We start from the raw sequence: 26,954 nt of genomic DNA on the forward strand, positions 1-26,954 counted from the left end.
GTCGCTCTTTTGCTCGCTTAAAACGCTCTCGAATATTGCTTTGGTGGCTGCAACTCATCCGCAGACAACTCATGAATCGCATGCAGTGCCCAATAAGGATCACGTAGCATGCCGCGTCCGACTGCTACCAAATCCGTATCGCCATTGCCAATTGATGCTTCCGCCACTTTTGGATCATCGAGGTTGCCGACTGCAATGACTGGGACATTCAATGCCTGCTTAATTGCACGTGCCAATGGTACTTGATAGCCAGGATGAACACCTGGACGACCTGCTGAACCAATTGGTCCTTCCCCGCCGCTGGATAGATGGAAAATATCCACGCCTGCTTCCTTGTAACGGCGGCATAGCTCCGTGCTGTAATCCAGCCCATATCCACCATCTACGTACTCTATGGCTGAGACGCGCATGATCAGCGGCATGTCAGCTGGCATGACCTCTTTGATCGCCTGAATAATTTCCACGCCAAACAGCGCCTTATCCCGCCCGTACTCATCATCTCGCTGATTTGTCAAAGGGGAGTGGAACTGGTGAACCAAGTATCCGTGCGCACCGTGGATTTCAATGGTGTCAAACCCGGCTTCCACCGCACGTCTCGCTGAGTCCTGGAACTTGACGACCATTTGCTTGACTTCTTCTGTCGTCAACGCCCGTGGCGTTTTGTAGCGCGCCCCTGGGAAAGCAATCGCGGACGCCGATACAGGCACTTCTGCGTCTTCCGCTTTGCGGCCCGCATGAGCAATCTGTATGCCAATTTTGGCCCCATACTTATGAACCTCGGAGACGATCCGCGCATACGCCGGAATCTGCTCGTCAGACCACAAGCCCAAATCGCCGTTGGAAATTCTGCCATCAGGCTCAACATCGGTCATTTCCACGATGATCAGACCTGTTCCGCCTACTGCACGAGAAACGTAATGAACAAAATGCCAGTCCGTTGGTGTTCCATCGTGTGCATCCACAGAGTATTGGCACATCGGCGGCATGACAATCCGATTTTTCAAGCTAAGTCCTTTGAACTGAAACGGGGTAGACAACAACGCCATTTGCTCCACTCCTTACTTTTTTTATTATCATTCCAAAAGTAAGCATGTTCTGCAATCCCAAGTTGCACTTTGTTAAAACAATATAATACTTTTTTCCGGCTGTAGTGGTGGGGAGGAAACAGGAGAAAACGCTCAGCTTCTTGTCCCACCCGCTGAGGGATTCACTGCCCGACTCCATGCAAAAAGCGAAACCGCGTCCAAAGTAGTTCTTTCAGGAGGTTTTTCAGAGGTGGACGCTTAAGAGCGTGTTTCGCTTTTTGCATTCCGTCTCGGTCGGTGTACCAAAGATCTTCGCTTTTTTCTCCTGTTTCCTCTACGAGCTTTTCCTGCTTAAACGGGTTTTAAAAAGACTTAAAAGAATGTAAGGATGTCATCTGTTACGACAGAGAAGAATATTTCCAGACGTAGCGACTTGTGGAGTCCGACCGAGCGGAGAAGGGATTTGCGGGCAAAAGAAACGCAACCGTGCCCGCGCGACAAAGCGGCTACCACTTTTGCGTTTCCCCGCGAATCCCTTCGGAGCGGACAGTCTCAGCCCTCAGCGGGACGGAGCCTGGAGCCTAGACTGGAAATATTCTTCTCCCCACCGCAGCCACATCTATAAAACACAAAAAAAGCCATCCGCATAACGGATAGCTTTTATAATTAACGTCTTTATTATTCTGGCATCGTGCCAATGTAATTGGATTGCGGGCGAATAATGCGATTATTGCCTGCCTGCTCCAGAATGTGCGCACTCCAACCGACTACACGGCTCACAGCAAATGTTGGTGTAAACAAATTGTCGTCCAAGCCCACTGCGCGCATGACAGCTGCGGCAAAAAACTCTACGTTTGTATTCAGCTTGCGGCCTGGTTTATACTCTTCCAGCAGCTGCAAGCCTACTTTTTCTACGTGTGTCGCCAGATCGAACCACGGATCGTTGGACGACAGCTCGGATGCAACTACGCGCAGAGCAGTTGCACGCGGATCAATTGTTTTATAGACGCGGTGTCCGAATCCCATCAAGCGTCCGCCGTTCTCCAGCTTGTTGCGCAGCCACGGCTCTGCGTTTTCCTTCGTGCCGATAGCCTCGATCATCTCCGTCACTTCAGATGGTGCTCCGCCGTGCAAAGGCCCTTTCAGGGTTCCGATTGCAGCCGTAATGGAAGAAATCAGATCGGATTCGGTCGAACTGACGACACGACCGGAGAATGTGGATGCATTCATGCCATGCTCCTGTGTCAAAATCAGGTACGCATCCAGTGCACGTACATGTGCCGCTTTCGGCTTTTCACCCTTGAGCATATACAGATAGTTCGCTGTATGATCCAGCTCCGGATTCGGTGCCAGCGGCTCGCGGCCCTCCAGACAAGCGAAGCGATACGCAACGATTGTCGGCATCTTGGCAGCCAGCGCAATCACCTCATCGATGGTTGGCGGGAAGCCGTGCGAGGAACTGCCCAGGGCCGAAACACCTGTACGCAGTACACTCATCATATCTACATCTGCTGGGATCAGCTTCAGGATTCCCTTTACGTGCTCCGGCAGCTCACGGTTTGCTTTGAACTTATCTTTTAAAACATTCAACTCCTGCTCGCTAGGCAAATGTCCGAACCAGAGCAGGTGTGCCACTTCCTCGAATGTATGGTGAATAGCCAAATCACGCGCCCAATGACCGCGGTACACCAGCAGTCCATTAATTCCATCCACCAAACTAAGGTCTGTTTCTGCTACGGCGATACCATCCAAGCCGATAGCCAAAGGATGTTGTTTTGTCATCATCACCACTCCATTTTCGTCTTTTTTCTCTTCAGTATAATCGATTCATAATCGTGAAGGGAAATAAAAGAAAACCGGGTTTTTGATCACATTTTACAATCAGTTAGCAGGAGCTGGAACTGCCTTCTTTTTACGTCCGTACGTAAGGAAGCGCCACAGCTTTTCCATCGGACCTCGATTAAAACGCTTCAGCCACAGCCAGCTTGCGAGTAATTGAAACGCATAGATTGGCAGCGCGAGCAAAAACCAAGAAGAGAGCGGCATTGCTGTAATATCGAACAAAGAAATCAGAATGGTCATGATGACTGTCTGACCCAAATAAGTCGTTAACCCCATTTGTCCCGTGTAGGCAAATGGCTGTAGAACCTTCCTTGCCGGTTCACGATCCAGCAATAGAAACAAGCTGGCTATCAAACACAGCGCCATAGGCAGCGTACTCAGATCAACCAATATTTTATTCACATGTTCAAGCTTTGAACCAAAGCCGACACCGCTGGCCCACACAATCCCTGCTGCGATTGGAAGACTGATTACAAGAGTAGTAGCAGCGATTCGTTTCAACAACGGCTTATGCTCGCGAATTTGAGCAATCAAGCCGCGTTTTCCCGCATACAAACCAAACAGGAACATCACGTAAATCGGGATCAGTGTCGTCTGGAATGATTTTACTAACGGATAGACTTCTTGACCATTGAGCGTCTGTACAAGTGCCACGCCTTGAGTGAGCATGTACACTCCTCCCAGACTGGCTGCCCATGCTAGAATCGTAGAAGACTTTCTTCTATAAAAAGGCATCAGTAAAAAGCCGAGCAATGCGTACACCGTCAAAATATCTCCAAACCATAAAATGACGTGAATCACACCAATGAAAAACATCGCGAGTAACCGCCTACTGAAGAGACGAAATACTTTTTGTCCACGCTGTTCAGCCCGTGACATGAAAATGTAAAAACCCAAGCCAAACAGAAACGAAAAAATCCCGAAAAATTTTGTTTGAATGAATAGATCATAGCATAAGCGAAGCCATGCATCGATCCCTGCCTCTATTGGCATAGGAACGTCTTCCGAATACATGATAAAGCCTGGCAAGTTCACCAGCAAAATCCCGAACAACGCCAATCCCCTTACAATGTCAATAGAATAAATCCGATCCTTCTGTGTGATAGGTTCAGCCTGCATATTCGTCATTCCCTCCTGCTGTCTTTAAGCAGGGTTCAGTATAGCATACATATGCTCATCAAAAGTATTGATTCACCTTACCTCTACCTTACAGGCTTGTTATCTTTTATGTCCGTCCACCCGACTGAACAAGCGGCATCGGTGGATACAAGGAATGCAAGATTTCCATAAAATGCTGCGCTGGCTCGCTAATCCCTGCTTTGGGTACGAGCAAATAAGAAGCGACCTTCGGCAAAACAAGGCCAGGTGTGGGCAGTTCAATAAAGCGATTTTCAAACAACTCCCGATCGACAGCCGTCCGAGGCAAAAAGGAAACACCCAACCCATCCTCGATGAACCGCTTTGTAATGTCTACCTGCGAAACAGCCATCGTACGCAAGGAAAGTCCCCTCTGACGCAACAGCAACAGCAACTCATCCCAGTAGCCCGGATGATTGTGGGTCAGCAAACGGTTCGATTGCACCTCCTGCTCCCAATCAGGCAAGGGCGCCTCCATATCTCCGCCGCTGTGAGGGACTGCAAAAACGACAGGATCTTCGTACAAAAGATAAGTAGACAACTGGAATTCTCCCGGCACCATCCGGGTTAAGCCCAGATCAGCTTGTCCATTTTGAACCAGCGGGCCAATTTCCACGGAGTCGACAATTTTAATCGAGATATCTACATCGGGATAGAGCTTGGTGTATCGGTGCAGCAAATGAGAAAAACGAGCACGGGCAATAATCGGAGAAACAGCCAGTTGCAGCTTTTCCCGATAACCCTGTCTCCAAGCCTGCAAGTCCTCCATACTGTTATGCCACTGTTGGAGAAGTCCTTTTGCATGTGGCAAGTAGCGTTTGCCCGCGGCTGTTAACCGAACGCGTTTGCCAACCCGTTCAAATAGCTTGATCCCCAATTCCTTTTCCAATTGTCGTATATGCTGGCTGACAGTAGGCTGCGCAATGAACAACGCTTCTGCTGTCTGGTGAAAATTTTCTGTCGTGGCCGCCACCATAAACGTTTGCAGCACGCGAAAATCCATGTGATCTCCCCCCTGCTGTCGCTTTTTCTTTGTTCTATATGCATACAAAAGTAGGAAGAATGCAACTTTTGGGTCTTTCTTCCTCATTTTTGAAGAAATTTACTGGAAATCGTTCCCCATCTTACTCCTTATGGTACAATACAAAATCGAGTGCGCAAAATCATTACGCACATTTAGACTCACCAAAGAGAGAGCAAAAGGGGAGAGAAAAAATGGAAACTGCAACAAACGTGAACCCACCGCGTAAAAGCAAGAAGAAAGTATGGCTAATCGCGGGGGCAGCGGCTGTCGTTGTGCTCGGTGGATTAGGTACCGCCTATGCCAAGTACGATTTGTTTAAGAGTGCAAAAACGATTTACCTGCAAGCGGAAGCGGAGAGCATGATGAAGTTCTCTAACGACGCATCCAAAGCTTATGGTGAATACCAAGACTACATGAAGCCGTACATGGAAAAACCAGTTCACTCCACCACTGAGTTGAGTGAAATTGCCCTAGATGCAACTATCCCAGACCCGCAAGCACAAAAAATACTCGACATGCTGGGCAAAGCGAAGTTCGTAATGCAAAGCAACATCGATGAACAGAAAAATCAACAGACGGGGAACCTGGAAGTTCACCTACAAGATAAAAAGCTGGCTACTCTTGAGTACTTCTTGAATGATTCTGTTATGGGCTTCAAGCTGCCGGAGTTTTACTCGAAATACGCTTATATGGATCTGAAAGATCGCGATGCCCTTAAGGAAAAGATGGGCGGCGAGGAACTACCGAAGCGAATCGTAAGCTATAGCGATTTAAATGAAGCGATCAATTTTAACCAAGATGAACTTAAAACGGTCATGACTCCGTATGCCTTGCTGTATGCTGACAGCATCAAAGACAGCCAGGTAAGCATCAAAAAAGACGTTTCTTTCTCTGAAGAAGGACTCAAGGTAGATGCACGAGAGATCACCGTTACTTTCAACTCTCAAGAAGGCACGGCTCTGACGAAACAAATTGCAGAGAAAGCAAAAGCAGACCAGAAGCTGTTTGACCTGATCTACAGCCGCTACCACAATGTGGCTACCCTGATGCTCGACAGCGGCTACAAAGTAGAAGAAATCAGCAAAGAAGAATTCAAGAAAAATTACGAGCAAGCCTTCGATGACATCATCAAGGATACAGAAGATACAGACGCCAAATCAACTGATCAAGTGAGAATGGTCGTACTCGTGGATAGCGATCATCAAATCTTGTCCCGCAAGCTCTTGCTCGATGAGAAAGCGCAAAAAGATCAATTGGTCTACAGCAGTGTTTCCTACGATAAAGGTGCAGAAACGTACTACCGTTACTCCCTGCACAATCTGTCTGATCAGCAAAATGGCGAAATGTCTTTCACCTACAGAGCGACAAAAGAAAAAGACAAGACAAAGGGCAAGTTCAGCATCCTGTTGAAAGAAACCGACCAGCCAATTCTGGACCTCTCGACTACTTTCGATACAACCAAGCAAGACAAGAAAACAACCGGAAAGTATGACTTTGCACTCGTAGCGGCAGACGAATATTCCTCCAACCCTGTTGCTCTGACCGGTAATGTTACCGTGAACGAGACGAAGACCGACAATGGTGTAGATTCTGACGGCACGGTAAAAGTGAACTTCTCAAATCCTACTCCAGATATGCCAAAAGGCTTTAGCTTCAAGCTGAAGTCCAAAGCAGAATTCGGCAAAGCACTGGAAATCCCAGCTATGTCTGCTGACAACTCCATCAATTTCGTTAAAGTGACTGACCAACAAATGATGGAAGCGCAACAAGAAGTCATGCAAAACGTGGATAAATTCATGTCTGAAAACGCTGAGCTTGTGCAACAGTTCATGAGGCCTTAATTGTTTCGTGATAAGAAGAATCCGTTCATAATAGTTACTAGCAAGCTGGCATCGGTCCTAAACCGGTGTCAGCTTTTTTGTTCTATTGAAAAAGGACTTCCTGAAAGAAACTGCTTTGCATTATGATCTCACTACGAATGTAAATAATTTGGTTTAATGCAAGAACAAGTAAATTAATCTAGGAGGTCTTATGATGGTTCAGCTAAAAAGATGGTTGATATCAGCTATCGTTCTGCCTGTTTTCCTTATTGTAATTGGATGTCAGTCATCAACAACTGTTTCTCCGCCGAATGGGGTCAAGGAAACACAGTCTCCTGAAAAAAAGACAGCAGAAGAGTTTATGGAACTTGCAGCACAAGGGAAATTAAAGGGGATAGAGGCGGGAATTGGGGCTACCAAAAAAGAGATCATCAAGATGTATGGCAACCCTAAAAGTATAGGAAACTCTGAAAGGGGCTTAAATCTGTTTTATGAAGGATTTAGCTTTGAATTTCAGGAATACTTGGACTCCCTTGATCAACTCAAGGATGAGGATAAGGTACTCGGGATCATTGCGGACGCAAAAATATTAGGGATAAACGCAACCCCTGCTCAACTAAAAGTAAACTATGGTTCACCTTCAACTGAAGCATATGATGATGCACATGGAACAGGGTGGCAGATGGATTATTTAGCAGGAGAACGATATTTATCATTTTTCGCAGAGACAAATGAAAGTGCGATTAATACTGTATATCTAAGGTAAACTACTGCCTCCCTTATGGAGACTGCTGCAAATGTCGAGTTTTTGGAAAAAACAAAGATTTTAGTGGGGACAAATATGTCTCCCTAGACGCGAAACGAGCCTAGAAGTGATTCTAGAGGCTCGTTGTTCTTTGGCAATTTTGCTGTTCTAATAAAAGTGGACTTTTGCAGTGGTCTCCTGAAAGAAAGTCCTTTTTCAATGTCCATTCTTCTTACTGATAACCCTTGATCACGATATATACAATCGCTACATAAAATACGATTCGATCCACAGTCCGATACATCGACTTGGACACCGGAATGCCGAACCATCCCACCCGCAACGGCCACAATAACTGAATGCGTCCCACCAGCATATCGCTAATCAGATGGGACAAAATCCCCCAAAGCGCTGCCATGGCAGCCGGAGAATCACTGAATAGCAGAAATGGAAGGAACAATATTACCCATGAGTGTGTCACTGTACGATGACCGAATCCTTTTTGCAGCATTTTGGATACAGGTCCCATCAAGTTTCCGAGCTTGCTATTTGCTTGATCGATATCGGGTACAAGTGCCATCGTTGCACCAATGACACTGCCCTTCCACGAAGGATAGGCACAGTAGCCTGCAATGGCACCGAGTACCATATGTGTTTTCCATGTCATTTGCCTTTCACACCGTCTTTCTAAGATAGTCTAATGAGCTTATGTACGGTTGTTGGAATGGCAAACCAATACCATAAAAAAACTAGGTCTCCAACAAGGACATGAAGCTCTCCGGATCGAGTCCATCTCCTTCGATCACGATTGCCGTCATTCCGGTTTCACTGCCTGACTCGTGTCCTTCCCCTGTGATCCAAAATGCTGCTTGTCCACTTTGGATCGGGATGCGCGCTGTACCTTCACCGCGTACCCAACCTTCTCCGCTCACGACTAGAAAAAGCTGAGGGCAAGTCGCCGGATGATAGCCGACAATCCCGCCTGCCCCCAAATGGATACACCCGATCGAAACGGAATCAGGCGTGCGCATGACTCGAGAAATCGTCGCCTGGACGGAATTATAGCGATCAATCGTTTTGCCTACTTGCTGATCAAATCGAAATCGTTGCATACTTTCTCCTCCACCTTTTGACATGTAAGCCTTATCATAGCGCAACTAGTGGTACTATGACAGACTCATCTTCCACGATTACTGCCGAAACCAAATATTTCCCAGTCGGATTCCTTCGCACCGTGCCAACCGTTGCAACAAAGTAGGAGTTTGTCCATAGCGAGGGAAGTCTGTTTTTGAGATGTCTAAATTCCATCCGCAACACTCTGGATGTATAGCCCTTCAAATGTTTTACGGCACGAGTGATAAGTCTGGACTTTATTCTTCTCACTTTTGAAACGCGGTGCTTCATTTTGTTTTTTGAAAAATCGGGTGAATGCATCTGCGAGGGTTTGGAGGGAGGATTGAAGGACGGTGCTATCTAACCCTTTGCCCGTTTGTTTGTAGGTTTCGTTCCAGCATGCGAGAAATCGATTGAACACAGAGCGTCTGCACTTCAATGTTTTCGAGATGAGTACGGCTTGCTCCTGATTAGGGAAACTTCGAAAATGGAACGCTTTTTTACGGAGCATCGCGATTCACCTCCCCACAGGAGGAGTCTACCACAACAGGAACGTATGTTCTATAAAAATATTGGGAGATTTAACTTATTCATCCCCACTTTTGCCAAGCTAGCCCGGAGTGCCAGTCAAAAAGGTGCTCCCTGCCCACATGTTCGGAAGAATTAGCGGCATCACGGGGTCTATTTTCAAACTCGGGATTGTCTTCTCCGTCAAAAACACCCCTCAGAATCTTTCCTTCGATTCTAAGGGGTGCATCTTGTAGCGAAGCTTTATACCTTGAAATGGCCTATCAGTTTTTCCAAATCATCCGCGAGACTCGCCAGCGATGCAGCCGAGGCGTAGATTTCCTCCATCGAGGCAAGCTGTTCTTCTGTAGCAGAGGAGACTCCCACCGACAGAGAGACAGCCGATTGTGCGACAGTGGCAATCATCTGCATCGATTGTCCGACCTTGCCTGTACTTTCTGTAAGGGTATGTGCGGCAGTCGATACTTCTTGAATTTCATTCGTCACGCCCACAACAGCATCGCGAATATGAGAGAACGCTTCTCCTGCTCTTGCGACGCCCCCCATCCCATCTGATACTTCTTGGGAGCCTTTTTCCATCGTGAGAACTGCTTCGTTCGTCTCCATCTGGATCGTCGCTACCAACTGGGAAATTTCTTGTGCCGATGCAGATGCCTGCTCTGCCAGCTTTCGCACTTCATCCGCCACGACAGCAAAGCCTCTGCCATGCTCGCCCGCCCTCGCCGCTTCGATAGCGGCATTCAATGCCAAGAGATTCGTCTGACCCGAAATTTGCGTAATGACTTCGACGATTTGACCGATTTGCTCGGAACGTTTTCCCAAACCACTTATCAGTGCAGTCAAATGCTCCATCGTTTCTCCGATCCCGTCCATCTGGGATACCGACTGCTGGATAGTCCGATCCCCTTCTTCCGCCAGCTCTGAGGTACTGGCAGCCGCAGCAGACACGCTTTGTGCACGTGCCGCAATTTTTTCAATTCCTGCGGATATTTCTTCGACTTCCTGCTGACTCTCCTCTACGTTTTGGGATTGCCTGTCCGTTCCTTCCGTCATTTCCTGGATCGTGATGGCAATCTGTTCTGTAGCTTGGCTCGTTTGCTTCGAACTCGCTGTCAGTTGTTCAGCTGCGGCCGCAACTTGCTGGGCATGCTCGCGAACCTGAGAGATCAGCCCTCGTAAATTGGCTAGCATCCGGTTGAATGAGCCTGCCAACTGTCCAATCTCGTCTTTGGAAAAGACAGTCAACTCTTGCGTCAAATCTCCTTTTCCGTCAGCGATATCATGTAGCTGTTTGTTCACCCGATGCAAGGGTGCCACAATCGAGCGAGTCAGAAGACCACCAACTACAATCGCGACGAGAATCCCCACTGCATTAAAAAATAACTGGATCATGGCCGAAATTCTTTCGTTCTCCGCCAGCTCCTGTTGATCTACTTCGATTCCATTACGCACCTCTTCGACCAGTCCACTCACAACCGAATTCAGTTCTTTTCTCGATTGCCGCTCCTGGCCGAAATGTAGAGCGATGGATTCTTCACGTCGTCCATTATTCTGTGCCTCTACCGCTTTATCGCTCGACTCCAAATTGGACTTGTATAGTCTATTCGCCTTCTCCATTTCTTCACGATGGTGAGAAGACTCAAGAAAACTGTTCATTTTGGCAAACAGGCTGTCCACCTTTGCTTCCTTTTCCTTCAATTCCATCCGAAACTTTTCATCGCCTGTTAACAAGTAGCCACGTTCGTCATTAGTTCGACCTGTCAAGATAAACTGCATTTCACGCAGGTCCGTCAACAATTTTTCCTCTTCGAGAATTTTAGTGTAAGATGCCTTCATAGCTAGCATTTGCACGTGCATATACATACCTGAACCAAACATGACTGCCAATATGACACCAAAAGCCAGGATAATTTTTGTTCTGATTTTCACAAGGTGAGCCTCCCGTCATCTGATACTCTTGTTTCATACCCGGCTCTTCCTTCCTTCAAACAATTGATGTGCAAAAAAAAACGCCAGACAACATCCTGGCGGTTCAAACAGACTGTATACGAAACTCCTTGCTACATATTAAACGCCGAGCTTTGCGAGCAGTTTATCCTCTGTGAAATAGTCATTTTCTTGTAACATGCTTTCAGGAGGATGGCCGACGCGTTCCCCCAGAAATAGGATCTTCACCCCAGCCCCCCTCTCTACAATTTTTCGATCACTTTATCAATCAAGCCGTATTCGAGTGCCTCTGCGGCGGTAAGGAAATAGTCGCGGTCTGCATCTTTTTCGATTTGCTCGACTGTCTTTCCTGTACGCTCCGAGATGATCGTATATAACATAGTGCGATGTCGCATGATACGGTCTGCAGCGATCTTGATATCACTCGCTTGTCCTTGACTCCCTCCCCACGGCTGGTGGAGCATGACTTCTGCATTGGGCAGCGCGTACCGTTTGCCGGGCGCTCCTGCTACGAGAAGCATCGCGCCCATAGACGCTGCCATTCCCGTGCAGATCGTGGACACATCAGGTGCCACAAACTTCATCGTATCGATAATCGCCATCCCTGCTGTGACAGAGCCTCCGGGCGAATTGATATATAAGTGAATGTCTTTTTTCGGGTCCTCTGCTGCCAGGAACAGCAACTGAGCTACGACTGCATTGGCTACCTGATCATCGATGGCACTTCCGAGAAAAATGATGCGATCCTTCAACAACCGGGAGTAAATGTCATAGGACCTCTCTCCATAACTCGTTTGCTCGACTACTACCGGAATGAGATTCATGAAAAACCCTCCTTCGCTTGTTTACGCTCGATTTTCTTATGCGGCCATTCGCATGCTGGTTGCTTGTGGAACCGCCACTGATTTTTTGTTAAATCCAGATGAAACCTGCGTCACCACTGCCGGATTACTCGCCGGGCCCACTGACCATGTCTGGACAGCTTCTTCTCTTTCGATAGCAATCCCATTTCCCTTTCGGACAGGCATGGCAATGACCTGATCGGTTTGAGGCTGGACTCGACTTTCCCAAACGATTACGGGTTTGGACCTGGTTGACTCCGTAGCTTGTGCCTTCATGCCTCGTCTCCTCCTTGTTTTGGATAAACCGCGAGAACGACCTGATACGCCTCTTGTCCTTTTTCTTTTGGCTGATACTTCGCCACAAGCTGATTCACCAGTTGGACGTATTCCTCAACAAAAGCACTGCGCTGTTCCGCACTGGCTAGCTGAATACTCGCATTCAGGGAGGCGCTCGGAACCTCCACCTCTTGATCGGAGCGCTCCAGCAAGAGCATGGCATCCCGCTTGATTCGTTCTGCTGTCTGGACCAGATGAGACAGCGACCCTTGATCCTTCATTTGCTGAACGGTATCATTGCCCCAGTTCAATCCTTCCGAGAGCACATACGTCCGCGCAATCGCCAAATAAAGCACCTCGACGAGATTGCGCACCTGTCGACTCCCTACCCGCCTAACCAATCCGACCTTTTCCAAGGCCTTCAAGTGATAATTGACACGCTGCGGGATTTCATTAATACCACGCGCGACTTCTGCTGCTGAAGCAGGCTCTGCCAAACGGCTTAAAATCTCGGCACGGAGCGGGTTCAATAGCGCCATCGCCTGTTCCGGCTTCTCGACTACATATGTTTCCAGTTGTTCGTGCGCCACAACAACACCTCATGACATTAATCATTTACGTAAAAATAGTTTATTACGTTCGTTTTTGTTTGTCAAATGATGGTTAAGCCTTTTTTTCGACAACGTCAAAAGCCCCACTATGAACTGTGGAGCTTTTGTTTTTCATTACTTTTCGGTTTGCTCAATGAAAAGAGATGGTTTCGCCATCCTGCGGAACATGTACACGTTCGGACAGCTGTTTTTCCTGCAAACATTCATTCAATTCCCGGCGGCTGAGCAAGCAATGGTTCCACGTCTCCATGTGGGCAACGAGAATACGGCTGTCGGGCGCGGCGTTAGCGACATGGATGATATCCTCCTTCGTCATCGTGATCGGGTCTCCCGTCAAGAACCGGGCCGCACCTGCGAAAACAACGATCGCATCCGGACGATATTCAACGATTGTCCGCTCCACTTCCTCACACCAAATCGTATCCCCTGCAACATACAGCGTCTGCTCACCAGCTCGCTGCAGGACGAAGCCAGATACTGGCCCCATCTTCTGCCCAATTTCACCTGTTCCGTGTTGACCACCTGTCCGATGCAGATGAACACCTTGCCATGTATACTCCGCTTCGATGGCAATGACTTGTTCGAAGCCATGCTGCACCAGCTTTTCTCGATCAGGTGGCTGGCAAAATACAGGCAAATGCTTCGAGAGAAGGCGGATGGCCGCTTCATCCAGATGATCGAAATGGGTATGCGTCACCAAGACGGCGTCCACGCCAACGAGTACCTCCTCCACGGATATGGGCAATTCTACTCCTGGATTCGGGCGCTGATTCGGTGTATTTGGTACGGCTGGCAATTCGCCCTTGGAGCTAAACATCGGATCGACCAAAAATGTCAGCCCTGCATATTCCAAACGCAGGGTAGCATGTCGTACAAGCTGAATCTGCATGTCATTTCTTCCTTTCCTTGTTATCGCTATAATGGATGTACGTTTATTGTATAAGGCCGTGAACGGTTGCCGCGAAACGATTGCTGGCTACCCACTTTCACCGTGAAAGGAGTTACGCATGCTAGACCAAATTGATCTCTCCATCCTTGCCTTGCTACGCAAAAACAGCCGCTTGCAGTGGAAGGACATCGGCGAACAGGTCCATCTAAGCGGTCAAGCCGTGGGCAACCGCATTAGACGAATGGAGCAGGAAGGGATTATTCAAGGCTACACAACGCTCATTGACGAAGCTAAAATTACCCCTTTCCTCACTGCTCTCGTCACTATGTTCATGACCACTACCGATCATTCTCTCTTCACTCGTTTTATCAAAAGTCGCAGCGAGATCGTCCAAGCACATCGCATTAGTGGAGAAGGCTGCTATTCCATGGTGGTACATGTTCCAGATCAAGAGGCCCTCAATCATTTTTTAGATGCCCTGCTTCCTTTTGGGAACTACCGTGTCAACCTATCGATTAACAAATTGAAATAGTTGGTAGTTTGTCAATGTATTCGCTCTCATTAATTTTTAAGATTGCACGATTTTGTGAACAAGAGTAGAATGATGAATACGAAAGGAGGAGAATCGCCATGGAAGATATGCTGTTATTGCTGTTTTCGCTGGAAGATTTCTTCGCCTTGGTCGCGCTTTTTGTAGGATGCTTCACTTCTGCTTTTTGTCTCAGACAGTGTTACCTGCAAAACCGGGCTCTACATCAGAACGTCACGGATATGTACCAACCTTCCATTAACACGTTGTTGGTTGAGACTTATCCAATGGCGGCAAGGCAACCGCAGCGCCTTCGCTTATTCAGGCGCATACAGCATACAGACGGCGAAATGGATACATATGGTTCCTTCGTTTTGGATCGCGTAGCGTAACGAACATCCAAAAGGAGGTTGATCATATGATCGCCAAATATATCGGAGAAGCTTTGTTGTTTATTGTGGGTCTGCCTATTTTCGCTTATCAAACATTCGAAGGAATTCACGCATTGGCAGATTTCTTCGCGCAGGTGTCCGATTTTACCAATTTCAAATAACACGACGCATATAAAAGCCTGACCGCTTCTTTTGACGGTCAGGCTTTCTTTACTCTGCCTGAATGCGGCCTCCTCTTGTTGTCGGCTGCGAGATCACAAGAAATTCCACATCCTCCGCTCCCTCGTTTCTCATCTGGTGTTTGACTCCTGGAGGCACTTCTACCCCTTCCTGCCTATTGATCACATGACGAACCCCATCCACTTCCAGCATAGCCTGTCCTGACAGGACGAAGAAAAACTGTCGCGAGCGCTCGTGATAATGGCGCACTTCTGCTGTATTTCCGGGCATCCGCATTTGTCACCAAGTGTTTACTTTTTCTGCTGGCTATGTTAAAATATTTGTGTATGATAAGTGAATATTTGATTCGTAACTGGAGGAGCCTGTCATCATAGGGTTCTTTTTGTCTTTTTTTAGCCGACAAAAAGAAAGCTGTGATTACGGGCTCTTTTTTATTTTGTAAAAAGGGGGAAACCACATGCTTATTTTTCAGCTAGCTGTCATTTTGATCGCCTCCAAAATCGCCGGTGACATTAGCGTGCGGCTGGGACAGCCATCCGTTTTGGGGAAACTGCTCATCGGTATCGTTTTAGGTCCTTCCGTTCTTGGGCTAGTCACAGACACAGAAATCCTCAAGGAAATTAGCCAAATCGGGGTTATCCTGCTCATGTTTATCGCGGGCTTGGAAACCGATATTGATGAGTTCAAACGCACCGCCAAGTCTTCAACTAGCGTAGGTGTGGCAGGTATTATTATGCCACTTGCACTCGGTTATGGTGCTGGGATTGCAATTGGTCTCTCCAACATTGAAGCGATCTTCCTGGGCCTGCTGCTCTCTGCTACCAGTGTGAGTATTTCCGTACAAACCTTGAAGGAATTGGGCAAGCTAAAATCAAGAGAAGGCGCAACGATCATGGGAGCTGCTGTTATTGATGACGTTTTGGTCATCCTCGCACTCGCTTTCCTGATGAGCTTTGCTGGCGGCGACGTAAACCTCGGCATGGTGGTTTTGAAAAAGGTCGCGTTTTTTGCCATCGTTATCGTTCTCTCCTGGAAGGTTGTCCCTTGGGTTTTGAAAAAATTTGCTCCGTTGCAGGTTACAGAATCGGTCATTTCCGCAGCACTCATTATCTGTTTCCTGTTCGCTTATTTTGCTGAATATACAGGGGTTGCCGCCATCATCGGTTCCTACATCGCCGGTGTTGCCATCAGCTTAACCAATTACAAGACAGAAGTAACACACAAGGTCGAAACCATCAGCTACGCGGTTTTCGTACCAGTCTTCTTCACCTCGATCGGGGTAACGGCACAGTTCTCTGGCATCTTGGACAATCTCGGACTGATTGTACTCCTGAGCGTCATCGCGGTTGTTTCCAAGCTCATCGGTGGTGCTTTTGGTGCAAAAATCACAGGCTTCCAGTGGAAAAACTCAATGGCCATTGGTGCTGCCATGGTATCGCGTGGAGAAGTGGCACTCATTATCGCCGCCATTGGTTTGGAGAATAATTTGCTCACGCAAGAAATGTTTGCCGTCCTGATTGTCGTCGTACTCTTGACGACCATCGTCACTCCGCCAATGATGAAAATGTTCTTCTCGAAAACATCGCAGCCAGAAGGAATGGCGTTGAAAAAGAACGCCTAACACAACAAAGACTGTTTCTCGCCATAGACGCGGGAGACAGTCTTTTTTATTATGGTAAAAATACCCTCTCCTGATAGGAGGAACACCGTCATGAAAATTGTAATCGCTCCAGATTCCTTTAAAGGCAGCCTGACTGCCAAACAGGTGGGCGAAGCTATTCGCTCAGGAATTCAACGCGCACTCCCGCAAAGTGAACTCATCGTGAAACCGATGGCTGACGGCGGCGAAGGTACTATGCAATGCCTGGTCGATGCCACAGATGGCAGAATACTGACCGCCACCGTAAAAAACCCGCTCGGACAGGACATTTCGGCTGAATTCGGTATTTTGGGTGACGGTGTAACCTGTGTGATCGAAATGGCTGCTGCCTCTGGCCTTTACTTGATTTCTACGGCTAATCGCAACCCGCTTGTCACGACGACCTATGGCTTTGGTCAGTTGATTACGGCTGGACTGGATCAAGGCTGCCGCAAGTTCATTCTGGGGCTTGGTGGCAGTGCTACCAATGACGGAGGCGCTGGTATGCTCCAAGCTCTCGGGTATGTACTTCTCGACCAAGACGATCAGCCACTCTCTTTTGGAGGTGGTGAATTATCACGACTGAGCCGTATTGACGCGAGTCAGGTTGATAAGCGACTGGCTGACTGTCACTTCGTCATCGCGTGCGATGTCACCAATCCTTTTGTTGGACCCAATGGCGCTTCTCACGTTTTCGGTCCGCAAAAAGGAGCCACCGCGGAAATGGTGCTGCAATTGGATGATCATCTGCGCCATTTCGCTGACTTGATCGAACAGACCCGCGGCATCGCCATTCACGATTTGCCTGGAACTGGTGCTGCAGGCGGTGTCGCTGGGGCCCTTCTCGCTTTGCTGAATGGTCAGCTGCGTTCCGGGATTGAGATTGTGATCGAGACCACCGGACTTGCGGAAGCCATGGACAAAGCCAATCTTGTGATCACAGGTGAGGGACAAGTCGACTTCCAGACTGCCCAAGGAAAGACGCCATGTGGAGTTGCCCAAGTCGCGCAACGATACGGTATTCCTGTCATCGTCCTCGCTGGTTCCATTGGAAATGGCATCGACGCCCTTTATGAAAAAGGCGTTTCTGCCGTTGTCAGCATCACGAACAAACCGATGACGCTGGATCAATCGATGCGCGAAGCAGCCTCGCTCCTGGAGCAGACATCCGAGCAGGTTATGCGGATTGCTACTTTGCCGCTTCTGTTTAAGAGCTAGGACTTGCAGCATACTCCTCACTCAAGCAAGTGTCCATCGCAACCGCTTCTCTCTTTTATCGCATCTCGTATACGGGAAAAATTCTTCATTCGAAAGACACACTTACATTTTTTGAAATCACTTTGTTTCCCGATGAAGGGTATAGCGTTTTAGTCGCGGGGAGTATTTTTTCAGTTCTAATCGCTCGGGATGATTCCGCTTGTTTTTGGATGTGATATAGTTGCGGTCTCCGGTTTCCGTACATTGCAAGGTAACGTTCACGCGCATGGATGTCAGCCTCCTCTTTTTTGGTTACAATGTCGTCTCGATTACAGCATCTGCTGTTGGGAGTGGATCGGGCAGTTTACTCCAGTCTGCCTCGTATTCCTCATCGTTCAGGAGACATGCATCGAGATGCTTCACGATTTGCTCCTGTTTCAGATCAATCCCGATAAAGACGAGCTCTGTCTTTCGATCCCCATGTACGGGATGCCATGTTTGCTGCCAATCCGGCTCTTCTACCAGAATGGCTCGCTGCTCTTCTGCCGATAACGCTGCTGTCCAATAGCCAGCGGTTCCGATTTCGATGGATGGCCCCGCCTGACTGAAGGACATCGCTACTTCATTTCGTGTCGCCAACCAGAAAAAGCCTTTGGCACGCACGATTTCTTCTGGCCAATCCTCCAACCACTTTTCAAAACGGGCTGGATGAAACGGCCTGCCACTGCGATAAACGAAGGAGGAAATTCCATACTCGTCCGTCTCAGGTGTATGCTCTTCCTTTTGCAGCTCAGCAATCCATCCAGCTGATTGACTGGCGCTCTCGAAGTCGAACAGATGGGTATTCAAAATTTCTTGTGGGTCCACCTGCCCACGAACAGCGCGGATGAAGCGAGCATTTGGCTGTAGCTTGCGCAGAACGGCTTCCAGCTGTATCAAATCATCTGGAGCGACGCGATCGCATTTGTTCAGAATCAGCACATCGCAGAATTCAATCTGGTCGATCAAAAGATCCGCGACCTCACGGGTATCCTCTTCGCCAACAGCCTGCCCTCTGTCCAAAAGGTTTTCGCCGGACGAAAAGTCATGCCAGAAGCAGTACGCATCCACTACGGTCACCATCGTGTCCAGGCGGCATAGGGACGATAAATTGATGCCATTTTCTTCATCTACGTATGTGAAAGTCTGGGCGACAGGAACCGGCTCGCCTACTCCCGTCGATTCAATCAGTATGTAGTCATACCGTCCTTCCAAAGCCAGACGCTCTACCTCCGTCAGCAAATCCTCTCGCAAGGTGCAGCAAATGCAGCCATTCGACAGCTCCACGACCTTTTCGTCCACACGTGAAAGACCACTTCCCGAGAGAATAAGAGAGGCATCTACGTTTACTTCGCTCAAATCGTTAACGATCACGGCGATTCGTAGCCCGTCCCGATTGTTTAGGACATGGTTTAGTAGCGTCGTTTTGCCCGCTCCCAAGTACCCGCTCAGGACTGTGACGGGGATTTTCTTTTCAATCATGTTCATACTTGGTTCTCCTTTTCATTTTTCTTAAAACGTAATTATTACGATTTGATGGTTATCATAACGCATCTAAATATTCGGAGTCAATATAAAACGTAATTGTTACGTTTTAAGGAACTATAAAAAAATCAGCCAGATTTCACTCTGACTGATTTCACCCACACCTGCTCCACTATTGTTTTTTCACTTTATTCATCCCAACCGCTTCGCCATAAGTCCCAATGACTGGCTGGTACACCTGACGATCATTCAATTTCCCCTGCTCGACGACTGGCTGCGGGCGATTATCTTTCCACGTAAGCTGACTGTACACAGAACCTGTCGCAGTCGGCATCGTGACGAGGATGTCTTTTACCTGATCAGCATTGCCATCCGTGATGGCGAGCCTCGGAAGAATACCACTGTCGCGTTTCCCTACAGAGATAAATGTCTGTTGTTTATCCTTCCCCTCGCGAACCACGACACGCAGGTTGTGGGCCGTTTGATTCATCGATAGGCCCATCTTATCACCCACAAGAAAAATATGATCCTTGATGTTGTCTCCAGTCACGTCTGCATACTTCGTATCAAGAACAAAGGTACTATCGCTGCTCATATTGAAGCCACTATTGATCGTCACATCTGGCGACGGCATATTGTCCCAATCTGCTTTTTGAACCGTTACTTGTAAAAGCTGTGGCTGTCTGTCAACGATGTTCCACACGCTGGTCGCCACTGCCAGGCGATCCACCGTGTTCAGCCCATGCAAGGTTTGCTTGCCCATGTAACGCAGGTTGCCTTTCGCATCCCGGAATGGCACCAGCTCCACCAGCTTATGCGTATATCCATTGGTTGCCTTTTGCAACTTTCCATTGCCATGATAAATTCCTTGCCTCACGTACGTAGCCTTATTGTCCGATATATCTACTGTACTCGTCGCTTTTGTTTTTGTATTCGTTACTTTTGCCAAAAATCCATCAACAAATTGTATGGTGAACGGGATATTTTGCTCTGGTTGCAATAAGACTACTGGCGCGTACGCTTGCGATTGAGTGCCGCTCGCTTGAACTGGGTCAGCCCCAACGCCCGAAGCCATGAGAACTGCGCCGCTACAAAGAACTGCCGCCATCGTTTTGTGCCATGCTTTCATCCTATTCTCCTCCTTCGTATAACTCCGATCCTACATTTTTAAACGAACTTGCTAGGTCAATTGTTGCTAGTAAAATGTTCCCTGTTCTCTCATGCTTTTTTCCTGTATAAGGTAGCTTAGAGCATATTCGTTCGTTCTTAAAAAGCTCGACAACGGGTTTTTTTACCGTTTTGCAACAAATTTGCGGGATGGGCAAGCTACAATATAGTCAAATGGATGCAGCAACAGAAAGGAACATTTGAAATGAAAAAGGCTTGGCTCGTTACGACAGCACTCTGCGCCTCGCTTGTTAGCGGTTGCGGACTCACAGATACACCCAATGAATTGATGCGCGCCCCGTCAGCAGACGGCGATCAAAAATCGATTAATCAGGCCGTCATGCAATTTTTGCCGGCTGGGTCACAATTATCTGTTCCTCTTCATCCCGCAGAAGCCAGTGCCGTCTCCCTACAGGATCTAAACGGAGATGGGGTTGCAGAGGTCGTCGCTTTTTACAAAACTGAAAAAACCGATTATGAAATCGGTGTGCTTGTGCTTACCCAAAAGCAAGGAAACTGGGAAAAGCTCTCCTCCTTTACTGGTGTCGGCAGTGAATTGGATTACGTCTCCTTTCAAGATCTCACAGGGGACAAAATTCCGGAAATGCTGATTGGAATGGGCGGCGGGGAAGATTTGAACAAGGAGCTCTCCGTTTATTCGCTAGCGAATAATATGACCCAGGAATTAATGAAGCAGCCCTATACCATTATGACCGTAGGCGATTTGACAGGAGATAATCAAGCGGATCTCGCTCTCGTTGTTCTCGATAAAAATAACTTCACATCCAAAGCCGAGCTGTATGGGGCGGCGAACGGCACAATCGCCAAAAAGACGGAGATAGCCCTTGACGGATATGTCAATGGTTACTATCAGGCTATCATCGGAAAAGCATCGCCAACCCGAAACGGACTATTTATTGATGCTGGATTAGGTGCTCACTCGGCTTCCACTGAACTACTCCTCTGGGACAATGGACAACTGTCCAACCCATTGGCAAAAATAGAAGGAGAGATGGACCTGACCTTCAAGCCGTATTCTTTGGAAAGTGAAGATATCAACGGTGATGGCATCATCGAGATCGGCACAAAGATACAACCCGCTGGGACAGAGGATTTAGCCATGGCAGAAATCCCTTGGGTCTCCTCCTACTTCCAATGGGACGGGAAAACAGGCTTGAAACACATCGAGGATCATTATCAAAATTACACACAGGGCTTTGACCTCAAGATTCCGGCAAAATGGGGCGAAAAGTACACCATCTCCATCAACCATGATACGAATCCACTTCTAGTCCGATTCCAATATTACGGTGCGAATGGGAAAAATAAGGCGGAATTACTAACGCTGCAAAACATTCCACAAAACGAATGGATCAAATTTGAAAGCGGATTGAAGCAAAAGCAAGTTCCCTACATTTTGCTGAAGGAAGAGGGAAAACAAGTTTTGATCGCCATTTTACCGCAAACAACCCCTACCCTTGGAAAGGCTGCTCTCGCGGAATATCGATCCATGCAGCTTACCGCAGAGGAGATTCGTCAGCTCTACAAACCGATGACGAACCGGGAATAAAGTGAAATAGTAAATCCTTATCAAGGAGATTTGCCCTATGAAGGTTCTATTACTGGAAGACGAGAAATCCATCCGGGATTTTGTACGTATCAATCTCAAGCGCGAGGGCTATGAGGTGATCGAGGCAGGCACTGGAGAAGAGGCACTCGCTCTCGCAGATCAACAATCGGATATCGTCATTGCGATTCTCGATGTCATGCTCCCCGGTATTGATGGCTTCGAAGTATGCGGGCAACTGCGCAACAAATATCCGCGCCTCGGAATCATCATGTTGACGGCCAAAAGCCAGGAGCTGGACAAGGTCATGGGTCTCGAATTCGGCGCCGACGATTACGTCTCCAAACCGTTTAGCCCTGCGGAGCTGTTGGCCCGTGTCAAAGCGTTGCATCGCAGATTGACACCCATTCCTGAGGCGGAGGACAAAAATGAAATTAATATTGCCCCCTTCACACTATTGCTCGATGAACGCAAGCTGATTCGGGCGGAACAAGAAATTGACCTTACACCAAAAGAGTTTGCCATCATCAAATTACTCGCAGAAAATGCGAACAAAGCCATCAGTCGGGACGAGATTTTGACAGCGGTTTGGGGTCAGTTTTTTGTCGGGGACTTAAAAATCGTTGATGTGAATATCCGCCGAATCCGGCAAAAAATCGAGGACGATCCGGCTCATCCAGCTTTCCTGGAGACAGTCTGGGGGTATGGTTACCTCTGGCGAAAGGACATCCCAGATGAAAGGCATTAAGAGCAGGCTGGTTCTTCATTTTGGCCTGATCCTCCTTCTGATCGTACTGCTCTTGGAAGGACTGTTTTACTGGGCCGTTCATACGTATTACATCGGGACTGCTACCGAGGCATTGGTGACCCGCAGCACGACCTTCACTAATTTTATTAACAAGTACGCCACTGGCTATCGGTTAAAAGACAAAGCACGCTACATTTTGGAGAATGTTTCGAATCAGGAATACGCCAAAATCGAGGTCTTGGACCCAGGAGGAAAGGTCATTCTCAACTCCTACGGCTTTCAGACCAGCGAGATCATCAATACCCCTGACGTCATGGATGCCCTCAAAGGGCAAAGTGGTCTGTACATTGGGAAAAGTCCACAGTCGCGGGAGCGTGTCATCGCGGTGTCCAATCCGCTTACGTACAGCGGAGAATTTGTAGGCGTTCTGCGGTACACGATCTCCGCTGAACCGCTCTATCAAGCAGTAAATCGCATTGCCTTGTACGGCGCTGGCGTTGGGACAGGCGTAGTCGTCCTCGCTTTTGCACTTAGCCTGCTCATGGCAAAACGAATTGTCGACCCTATCGAAGATTTAACGAATGCGGCCAAACAAATGGCGGAAGGAAATTTCGCTGTCCGCGCGCCAAAACGATTCGATGATGAGGTCGGAACCCTCGCGGACACTTTCAATTACATGGCAACGGAGATCGGGAAAAACGAAAAGCTAAAAAATGACTTCATCTCCTCTGTCTCTCATGAGCTGCGTACCCCACTTACATCGATTAAAGGGTGGGGTGAAACACTCATTTCGGGTGGTTTGGAAGAGCCTGAAGAGACGATGCTCGGTCTGGAAGTCATCTCCAAGGAGACAGATCGTTTGATCGGGCTCGTCGAGGAATTGCTCGATTTCTCGAAGTTTCAATCTGGTGAGATGAAATTGTCTCGTGAAGGCATGGATGTCCGGGAGCTTCTCCATGATTTGCATCTTCAATTTTCCGTACGTGCCAATGCGAAGCAAATCGAGTTGACGCTGGAGACTCCCCCTACCCCACTCATGGTTATGGGAGACCCGAATCGGCTAAAGCAAGTATTTGTGAATCTATTGGACAACGCGTTGAAATTCACGCCACAAAAAGGCTCGATCATCATCGCAGCTTCCTTGTCAGGCGATAGGCTCCTTGTCACCGTCACGGATACTGGCGAAGGCATTAACCCAGAAGATCTGCCGCATGTCACAGAAAAGTTTTTCAAGGGACGCTCCAAGCTCTCCGGCAGCGGCCTTGGATTGTCGATCTGCAAAGAGATCATTCAACTCCATGCCGGGCGGTTTTCGGTCAGCAGCGCCCTTGGACATGGAACATCGATTATGGTGGATTTGCCGTTGTTGTCGAACTAAAAAAGCAGAAAGAGCGTAGGGGCTCTTCCTGCTTTTTTTTGCGAGACTAGTTAAATTCGACGCTTTCAAAATACTGACTTTGTACCTCAGCATCGTCATCATACAATACAGTTTTTAAAACGATTCCTGTTTTGTTGTCTATCCAAAATACCTGCCGATTCCCAATTTTAAGTTGTGCATTTACAATTTCGATCAAGGTTACATCTCTTTCTAAGTATTTCTCTTCACCAAGTGTATTCATGTCGCCTCGTCTAAATACACTTTGTACATACATCTCGGGATGAAGCATCTCATTGACGTTACCAATCGGAAGAAAAGTACCGTTTAAATTAAGCCTGACTTCGTTATTGTCTTTACTACTTTCCTTTAAACTTTGTAATTCCATTATATTTTGTGTTGGAAGTGGCGTTGACTCGGTAATTTCACCGTTTTCTTCCTTTATTTGAACGATTTTCCCATCGTTGACTGCTTCAATAAATACTTTTTTATCATTAGAATCAGGGAAAAATTTCACGTGAAAACGATCAGGCTGTGCTATAACTATCTCGGTAATTGAATTTTCTACTTCACCAGTTTTGACAATTGTACCTGATAGGTAACCGTAATTATTGTTGGCTTCAAACATTTTCAAACCAATGATTGGTTCTTCTTTTAACTCCGCTATTGAATTGATGTATGGAGATTTCGAATTAGCTTCCGTTATTTCTGGTTTACTAAGGTACATATATCCATATGCACCGACTCCTAAAGTGACGCCTACAACGATACTCCCTATTATCTTTTTTATATTCAACATGATAACTCCCTCCTAACAGATTTAGTTCTTAAACCGAGCTTCATCCCAAACAACTTTAGATGACGAAGAAGCCAGATTATTTGTCATTCCTATTGATGAGTTGCTGTCTCCTTCCTATTGCGGCAAAAGCGGAAATTGACGATAATACTCCAAAGTAAGTAACAACGAGGAAACTAGTAACGACTTTCGAACTCCGCAATAATACCCTTATATGTAAATGTTTTACATCTATAAATATAAAACAGAATTTACACACAAAAAAAGAGACTTTTCTCCTGAGAATTGACCACCGTAATGAAATCCAGCAGATATGTCCTTAGATTGGATGAAATGCAGACTCAATTTTTCAATAGTATAGAAAGTAATAGTTTTAGCTCTAACTCTTCCCTAATCCCTAATAAAAAAAGACCCACCCTGGTACGCATTAATAAGAGGCGTGGTGAGTCCTGTTACATCCATATTTATTAAATAACATAACCATCATATTACAAGATAAACTCAATCATTTGGTTTTCAGAAGCTATTTTTAATGACCAATTCATCCAGGCCAAAACGGGAAGTCGAATAAGCCTGCACGCTTGCTTTCCCCAAAGTCAGCATGAGTGTTGGCAAATAGCGGGATGGGATGTTCAGCTCTTTAATGAGCGCATCACGGTTGTAGCCACCCATTGGGCATGTGTCGTATCCTTTTGCTTTTGCCGCCAGCATGAGTTGCATTGCTGCATAGGACGAATTACGGATTGCTTCATCACGCGCGATTTCCGGGTTGTTATTGTAAGCCCCTTCGATTTGCGCGATCATGGTCTCACGCACTTGCTCTGTCACGTATCCTTTTGCCAATGCTTCATCATAAACAGGGCGAGCCGACTTGTACGCCTCCAGATCGCCGAGAATGATGATGGTAGCGTAAGCATCTACTACCTGCTGCTGATTGTATGCGATTGGGAGCAGTTTTTCTTTGATAGCAGGATCAGTCACGACGAGAAAACGCCAATGCTGCAAATTCCAGGACGATGGCGCACTTGCTGCAAGACGCAGGATTTCGTTCAGCTCGCCTTGTGGAATTTTTCCATTTGGATCGTATTTACGCACGCTGTGACGGGCTTCCATTACCTGTTCAGCGGTGATTTTCAGTTCTGTACCCATGGTTGTATCTCCTCCATACTGTATAGTACACTGTTCAAAATACACTACTTACTTTATTATCGTTACAAACATTTTGCAATTACTTTTTACATTTCGCTTCATACCCTATTGTTTGGAGGCACTCTCAATGAAATACACGGATAACATTGTCATCGTCACTGGCGGTGGCCAAGGCATTGGACGAGCTGTCGCCACCATGTATGCTGCCGAAGGTGCACACGTCGTCATCGCTGAATACAATCGCGCAGCAGGAGAAGAAACGGCCTTGCTAATCAACAAGACAGAAGCAGTGAAAGGCACCGCCCACTTCGAGCACATCGACGTTAGTGTGCCAGCGCAGATCGAACAATTGATGCGAAGCGTCGATGAACGCTGGGGGCGGCTCGATGTTTTGATCAACAACGCGGGCTTGTCCGTCTGGGAATCCCCCTATGAACTGACCGTTGAAGCGTGGGACCACATCTTGAACACGAATTTGCGCAGTGTTTTTCTCGCATCGAGAGAAGCAGCCAAAATCATGCGTCGCCATGGTGGAGGCGCCATCCTTAATCTATGTTCGACGCGGGCGCACATGTCCGAGCCACACTCGGAGGCATATGCAGCTTCCAAAGGAGGCATTTTATCCTTAACACATGCGCTTGGTGTCTCACTCGGCCCCGATGGGATTCGTGTCAACGCGATCTCTCCCGGCTGGATTGAACATCGTGATTATGCCGCTCTTCGTCCCGGAGATCATGCTCAGCATCCGGCAGGTCGCGTAGGTACACCCGACGATATTGCCCGTGCTTGCCTATTTTTGACACAAAAGGACAACGATTTCATCACGGGTACTGAGCTGATTGTAGATGGCGGTATGACCCGCAAGATGATATACGAGCCATAAGCTAAACCA

Annotated in this window: 28 protein-coding genes and 2 pseudogenes; 11 read left to right on the top strand and 19 right to left on the bottom strand. The window is 47.5% G+C overall.

The annotated features are described in order from the left end of the window. Positions 1-17 precede the first annotated feature (17 nt). The 4 genes from E8L90_RS20935 to E8L90_RS20955 form a co-directional block, all read right to left on the bottom strand. Positions 18-1,046: an NADH:flavin oxidoreductase/NADH oxidase gene (locus tag E8L90_RS20935; protein WP_137031179.1), complete on the bottom strand. Its 1,029-nt coding sequence runs from the start codon at positions 1,044-1,046 to the stop codon at positions 18-20. A 657-nt stretch (positions 1,047-1,703) separates the two neighbouring features. Then, entirely contained in the window at positions 1,704-2,807 is a 1,104-nt protein-coding gene (locus E8L90_RS20945) for a citrate synthase/methylcitrate synthase (RefSeq protein WP_137031181.1), read from the bottom strand. A gap of 99 nt (positions 2,808-2,906) precedes the next feature. Then, entirely contained in the window at positions 2,907-3,986 is a 1,080-nt protein-coding gene (locus tag E8L90_RS20950) for a DUF418 domain-containing protein (protein WP_137031183.1), read from the bottom strand. A gap of 106 nt (positions 3,987-4,092) precedes the next feature. Further along, positions 4,093-5,007: a LysR family transcriptional regulator gene (locus E8L90_RS20955; RefSeq protein ID WP_137031185.1), complete on the bottom strand. Its 915-nt coding sequence runs from the start codon at positions 5,005-5,007 to the stop codon at positions 4,093-4,095. Between the two features lie 212 nt (positions 5,008-5,219). On the opposite strand from E8L90_RS20955, the gene E8L90_RS20960 reads away from it, so the two are divergent. Both E8L90_RS20960 and E8L90_RS20965 read left to right on the top strand, forming a co-directional pair. After that, positions 5,220-6,869, top strand: coding sequence for a DUF6583 family protein (locus E8L90_RS20960; RefSeq protein ID WP_137031187.1), 1,650 nt, complete (start codon positions 5,220-5,222; stop codon positions 6,867-6,869). Between the two features lie 193 nt (positions 6,870-7,062). After that, complete coding sequence (locus E8L90_RS20965; protein WP_162309108.1) at positions 7,063-7,614, top strand: DUF4309 domain-containing protein; 552 nt, start codon at positions 7,063-7,065, stop codon at positions 7,612-7,614. 211 nt (positions 7,615-7,825) lie between these two features. On the opposite strand, the gene E8L90_RS20970 is transcribed toward E8L90_RS20965, so the two are convergent. From E8L90_RS20970 to E8L90_RS21010, 9 genes and pseudogenes are all read right to left on the bottom strand, one after another. Next, a complete protein-coding gene (locus E8L90_RS20970; RefSeq protein ID WP_137031190.1) occupies positions 7,826-8,260 on the bottom strand; it encodes a metal-dependent hydrolase in 435 nt (144 codons plus the stop codon). A gap of 82 nt (positions 8,261-8,342) precedes the next feature. Then, on the bottom strand, positions 8,343-8,705 hold the full coding sequence (locus E8L90_RS20975) for a cupin (protein WP_137031191.1): 363 nt from the start codon (positions 8,703-8,705) through the stop codon (positions 8,343-8,345). Positions 8,706-8,739: 34 nt separating this feature from the next. Next, positions 8,740-8,952: pseudogene (locus E8L90_RS20980) on the bottom strand (IS200/IS605 family transposase); the annotation flags it as partial. Further along, complete coding sequence (locus E8L90_RS20985) at positions 8,891-9,217, bottom strand: helix-turn-helix domain-containing protein (protein ID WP_341870816.1); 327 nt, start codon at positions 9,215-9,217, stop codon at positions 8,891-8,893. The gene E8L90_RS20985 and the pseudogene E8L90_RS20980, both read right to left, overlap by 62 nt. A gap of 260 nt (positions 9,218-9,477) precedes the next feature. Continuing rightward, a complete protein-coding gene (locus tag E8L90_RS20990; protein WP_137031193.1) occupies positions 9,478-11,163 on the bottom strand; it encodes a methyl-accepting chemotaxis protein in 1,686 nt (561 codons plus the stop codon). 260 nt (positions 11,164-11,423) lie between these two features. Further along, positions 11,424-12,005, bottom strand: coding sequence for an ATP-dependent Clp endopeptidase proteolytic subunit ClpP (gene clpP, locus E8L90_RS20995; RefSeq protein ID WP_137031194.1), 582 nt, complete (start codon positions 12,003-12,005; stop codon positions 11,424-11,426). 36 nt (positions 12,006-12,041) lie between these two features. Beyond that, complete coding sequence (locus E8L90_RS21000) at positions 12,042-12,299, bottom strand: hypothetical protein (RefSeq protein ID WP_137031196.1); 258 nt, start codon at positions 12,297-12,299, stop codon at positions 12,042-12,044. Beyond that, a complete protein-coding gene (locus tag E8L90_RS21005; protein WP_137031198.1) occupies positions 12,296-12,889 on the bottom strand; it encodes a winged helix-turn-helix domain-containing protein in 594 nt (197 codons plus the stop codon). Before E8L90_RS21005 ends, E8L90_RS21000 begins: the two co-directional genes overlap by 4 nt. 151 nt (positions 12,890-13,040) lie before the next feature. Beyond that, the gene (locus E8L90_RS21010) at positions 13,041-13,799 is read right to left on the bottom strand and encodes an MBL fold metallo-hydrolase (protein ID WP_137031200.1); all 759 of its coding nucleotides are present in this window, start codon (positions 13,797-13,799) and stop codon (positions 13,041-13,043) included. 118 nt (positions 13,800-13,917) lie between these two features. On the opposite strand from E8L90_RS21010, the gene E8L90_RS21015 reads away from it, so the two are divergent. The 3 genes from E8L90_RS21015 to E8L90_RS31135 all read left to right on the top strand — a co-directional run bounded on the left by E8L90_RS21015 (position 13,918) and on the right by E8L90_RS31135 (position 14,881). Next, a complete protein-coding gene (locus E8L90_RS21015; RefSeq protein ID WP_137031201.1) occupies positions 13,918-14,331 on the top strand; it encodes an Lrp/AsnC family transcriptional regulator in 414 nt (137 codons plus the stop codon). A 98-nt stretch (positions 14,332-14,429) separates the two neighbouring features. Next, entirely contained in the window at positions 14,430-14,720 is a 291-nt protein-coding gene (locus E8L90_RS21020; protein ID WP_137031202.1) for a hypothetical protein, read from the top strand. Positions 14,721-14,746: 26 nt separating this feature from the next. Beyond that, complete coding sequence (locus E8L90_RS31135; protein WP_012684166.1) at positions 14,747-14,881, top strand: hypothetical protein; 135 nt, start codon at positions 14,747-14,749, stop codon at positions 14,879-14,881. A gap of 49 nt (positions 14,882-14,930) precedes the next feature. Here the strand turns inward: E8L90_RS31135 and E8L90_RS21025 are convergent. After that, a pseudogene (locus tag E8L90_RS21025) lies at positions 14,931-15,173 on the bottom strand (cupin domain-containing protein); the annotation flags it as partial. Between the two features lie 184 nt (positions 15,174-15,357). Here E8L90_RS21025 and E8L90_RS21030 point away from each other — a divergent pair. Beyond that, on the top strand, positions 15,358-16,521 hold the full coding sequence (locus tag E8L90_RS21030; protein ID WP_137031204.1) for a cation:proton antiporter: 1,164 nt from the start codon (positions 15,358-15,360) through the stop codon (positions 16,519-16,521). 90 nt (positions 16,522-16,611) lie between these two features. Next, complete coding sequence (locus E8L90_RS21035) at positions 16,612-17,757, top strand: glycerate kinase (protein ID WP_137031206.1); 1,146 nt, start codon at positions 16,612-16,614, stop codon at positions 17,755-17,757. A gap of 117 nt (positions 17,758-17,874) precedes the next feature. Here E8L90_RS21035 and rpmG read toward each other — a convergent pair whose 3' ends face one another. The 3 genes from rpmG to E8L90_RS21050 all read right to left on the bottom strand — a co-directional run bounded on the left by rpmG (position 17,875) and on the right by E8L90_RS21050 (position 20,389). After that, a complete protein-coding gene (gene rpmG, locus E8L90_RS21040) occupies positions 17,875-18,024 on the bottom strand; it encodes a 50S ribosomal protein L33 (RefSeq protein WP_007726139.1) in 150 nt (49 codons plus the stop codon). Positions 18,025-18,048: 24 nt separating this feature from the next. Further along, the gene (locus E8L90_RS21045; protein ID WP_137031207.1) at positions 18,049-19,263 is read right to left on the bottom strand and encodes a GTP-binding protein; all 1,215 of its coding nucleotides are present in this window, start codon (positions 19,261-19,263) and stop codon (positions 18,049-18,051) included. Positions 19,264-19,432: 169 nt separating this feature from the next. Beyond that, on the bottom strand, positions 19,433-20,389 hold the full coding sequence (locus E8L90_RS21050; protein WP_137031209.1) for a hypothetical protein: 957 nt from the start codon (positions 20,387-20,389) through the stop codon (positions 19,433-19,435). Between the two features lie 243 nt (positions 20,390-20,632). Between E8L90_RS21050 and E8L90_RS21055 the strand changes: the two genes are divergently transcribed. The 3 genes from E8L90_RS21055 to E8L90_RS21065 are packed head-to-tail and all read left to right on the top strand — an operon-like array spanning position 20,633 to position 24,120. Further along, positions 20,633-21,997 carry a VCBS repeat-containing protein gene (locus E8L90_RS21055; RefSeq protein WP_137033545.1) on the top strand — a complete coding sequence of 455 codons (1,365 nt, stop codon included), beginning with the start codon at positions 20,633-20,635 and terminating at the stop codon, positions 21,995-21,997. A gap of 37 nt (positions 21,998-22,034) precedes the next feature. After that, positions 22,035-22,742, top strand: coding sequence for a response regulator transcription factor (locus E8L90_RS21060; protein WP_137031210.1), 708 nt, complete (start codon positions 22,035-22,037; stop codon positions 22,740-22,742). Continuing rightward, positions 22,729-24,120, top strand: a complete 1,392-nt coding sequence (locus tag E8L90_RS21065) for a sensor histidine kinase (RefSeq protein ID WP_244297334.1) — start codon at positions 22,729-22,731, stop codon at positions 24,118-24,120. The genes E8L90_RS21060 and E8L90_RS21065 overlap by 14 nt, the downstream gene beginning before the upstream one ends. Before the next feature lie 46 nt (positions 24,121-24,166). Here E8L90_RS21065 and E8L90_RS21070 read toward each other — a convergent pair whose 3' ends face one another. Both E8L90_RS21070 and E8L90_RS21075 read right to left on the bottom strand, forming a co-directional pair. Further along, complete coding sequence (locus tag E8L90_RS21070; RefSeq protein ID WP_137031214.1) at positions 24,167-24,916, bottom strand: hypothetical protein; 750 nt, start codon at positions 24,914-24,916, stop codon at positions 24,167-24,169. 513 nt (positions 24,917-25,429) lie between these two features. Further along, positions 25,430-26,062, bottom strand: a complete 633-nt coding sequence (locus tag E8L90_RS21075) for a nitroreductase family protein (protein WP_137031215.1) — start codon at positions 26,060-26,062, stop codon at positions 25,430-25,432. A gap of 127 nt (positions 26,063-26,189) precedes the next feature. On the opposite strand from E8L90_RS21075, the gene E8L90_RS21080 reads away from it, so the two are divergent. Then, a complete protein-coding gene (locus E8L90_RS21080; RefSeq protein WP_137031217.1) occupies positions 26,190-26,945 on the top strand; it encodes an SDR family NAD(P)-dependent oxidoreductase in 756 nt (251 codons plus the stop codon). Positions 26,946-26,954: the final 9 nt, after the last annotated feature.

Origin of the sequence: Brevibacillus antibioticus (genome assembly GCF_005217615.1) — a bacterium.
Taxonomy (GTDB): domain Bacteria; phylum Bacillota; class Bacilli; order Brevibacillales; family Brevibacillaceae; genus Brevibacillus; species Brevibacillus antibioticus.

What these genes read in the sequence shown, in the direction of transcription:
- E8L90_RS20935 (WP_137031179.1), bottom strand. Translation starts at nt 1,046, where the DNA reads ATGGCGTTGTTGTCTACCCCGTTTCAGTTCAAAGGACTTAGCTTGAAA.
- E8L90_RS20945 (WP_137031181.1), bottom strand. Translation starts at nt 2,807, where the DNA reads ATGACAAAACAACATCCTTTGGCTATCGGCTTGGATGGTATCGCCGTA.
- E8L90_RS20950 (WP_137031183.1), bottom strand. Translation starts at nt 3,986, where the DNA reads ATGCAGGCTGAACCTATCACACAGAAGGATCGGATTTATTCTATTGAC.
- E8L90_RS20955 (WP_137031185.1), bottom strand. Translation starts at nt 5,007, where the DNA reads ATGGATTTTCGCGTGCTGCAAACGTTTATGGTGGCGGCCACGACAGAA.
- E8L90_RS20960 (WP_137031187.1), top strand. Translation starts at nt 5,220, where the DNA reads ATGGAAACTGCAACAAACGTGAACCCACCGCGTAAAAGCAAGAAGAAA.
- E8L90_RS20965 (WP_162309108.1), top strand. Translation starts at nt 7,063, where the DNA reads ATGGTTCAGCTAAAAAGATGGTTGATATCAGCTATCGTTCTGCCTGTT.
- E8L90_RS20970 (WP_137031190.1), bottom strand. Translation starts at nt 8,260, where the DNA reads ATGACATGGAAAACACATATGGTACTCGGTGCCATTGCAGGCTACTGT.
- E8L90_RS20975 (WP_137031191.1), bottom strand. Translation starts at nt 8,705, where the DNA reads ATGCAACGATTTCGATTTGATCAGCAAGTAGGCAAAACGATTGATCGC.
- E8L90_RS20985 (WP_341870816.1), bottom strand. Translation starts at nt 9,217, where the DNA reads ATGCTCCGTAAAAAAGCGTTCCATTTTCGAAGTTTCCCTAATCAGGAG.
- clpP (WP_137031194.1), bottom strand. Translation starts at nt 12,005, where the DNA reads ATGAATCTCATTCCGGTAGTAGTCGAGCAAACGAGTTATGGAGAGAGG.
- E8L90_RS21000 (WP_137031196.1), bottom strand. Translation starts at nt 12,299, where the DNA reads ATGAAGGCACAAGCTACGGAGTCAACCAGGTCCAAACCCGTAATCGTT.
- E8L90_RS21010 (WP_137031200.1), bottom strand. Translation starts at nt 13,799, where the DNA reads ATGCAGATTCAGCTTGTACGACATGCTACCCTGCGTTTGGAATATGCA.
- E8L90_RS21015 (WP_137031201.1), top strand. Translation starts at nt 13,918, where the DNA reads ATGCTAGACCAAATTGATCTCTCCATCCTTGCCTTGCTACGCAAAAAC.
- E8L90_RS21020 (WP_137031202.1), top strand. Translation starts at nt 14,430, where the DNA reads ATGGAAGATATGCTGTTATTGCTGTTTTCGCTGGAAGATTTCTTCGCC.
- E8L90_RS31135 (WP_012684166.1), top strand. Translation starts at nt 14,747, where the DNA reads ATGATCGCCAAATATATCGGAGAAGCTTTGTTGTTTATTGTGGGTCTG.
- E8L90_RS21030 (WP_137031204.1), top strand. Translation starts at nt 15,358, where the DNA reads ATGCTTATTTTTCAGCTAGCTGTCATTTTGATCGCCTCCAAAATCGCC.
- E8L90_RS21035 (WP_137031206.1), top strand. Translation starts at nt 16,612, where the DNA reads ATGAAAATTGTAATCGCTCCAGATTCCTTTAAAGGCAGCCTGACTGCC.
- rpmG (WP_007726139.1), bottom strand. Translation starts at nt 18,024, where the DNA reads ATGCGCGTGAACGTTACCTTGCAATGTACGGAAACCGGAGACCGCAAC.
- E8L90_RS21045 (WP_137031207.1), bottom strand. Translation starts at nt 19,263, where the DNA reads ATGAACATGATTGAAAAGAAAATCCCCGTCACAGTCCTGAGCGGGTAC.
- E8L90_RS21050 (WP_137031209.1), bottom strand. Translation starts at nt 20,389, where the DNA reads ATGAAAGCATGGCACAAAACGATGGCGGCAGTTCTTTGTAGCGGCGCA.
- E8L90_RS21055 (WP_137033545.1), top strand. Translation starts at nt 20,633, where the DNA reads ATGAAAAAGGCTTGGCTCGTTACGACAGCACTCTGCGCCTCGCTTGTT.
- E8L90_RS21060 (WP_137031210.1), top strand. Translation starts at nt 22,035, where the DNA reads ATGAAGGTTCTATTACTGGAAGACGAGAAATCCATCCGGGATTTTGTA.
- E8L90_RS21065 (WP_244297334.1), top strand. Translation starts at nt 22,729, where the DNA reads ATGAAAGGCATTAAGAGCAGGCTGGTTCTTCATTTTGGCCTGATCCTC.
- E8L90_RS21070 (WP_137031214.1), bottom strand. Translation starts at nt 24,916, where the DNA reads ATGTTGAATATAAAAAAGATAATAGGGAGTATCGTTGTAGGCGTCACT.
- E8L90_RS21075 (WP_137031215.1), bottom strand. Translation starts at nt 26,062, where the DNA reads ATGGGTACAGAACTGAAAATCACCGCTGAACAGGTAATGGAAGCCCGT.
- E8L90_RS21080 (WP_137031217.1), top strand. Translation starts at nt 26,190, where the DNA reads ATGAAATACACGGATAACATTGTCATCGTCACTGGCGGTGGCCAAGGC.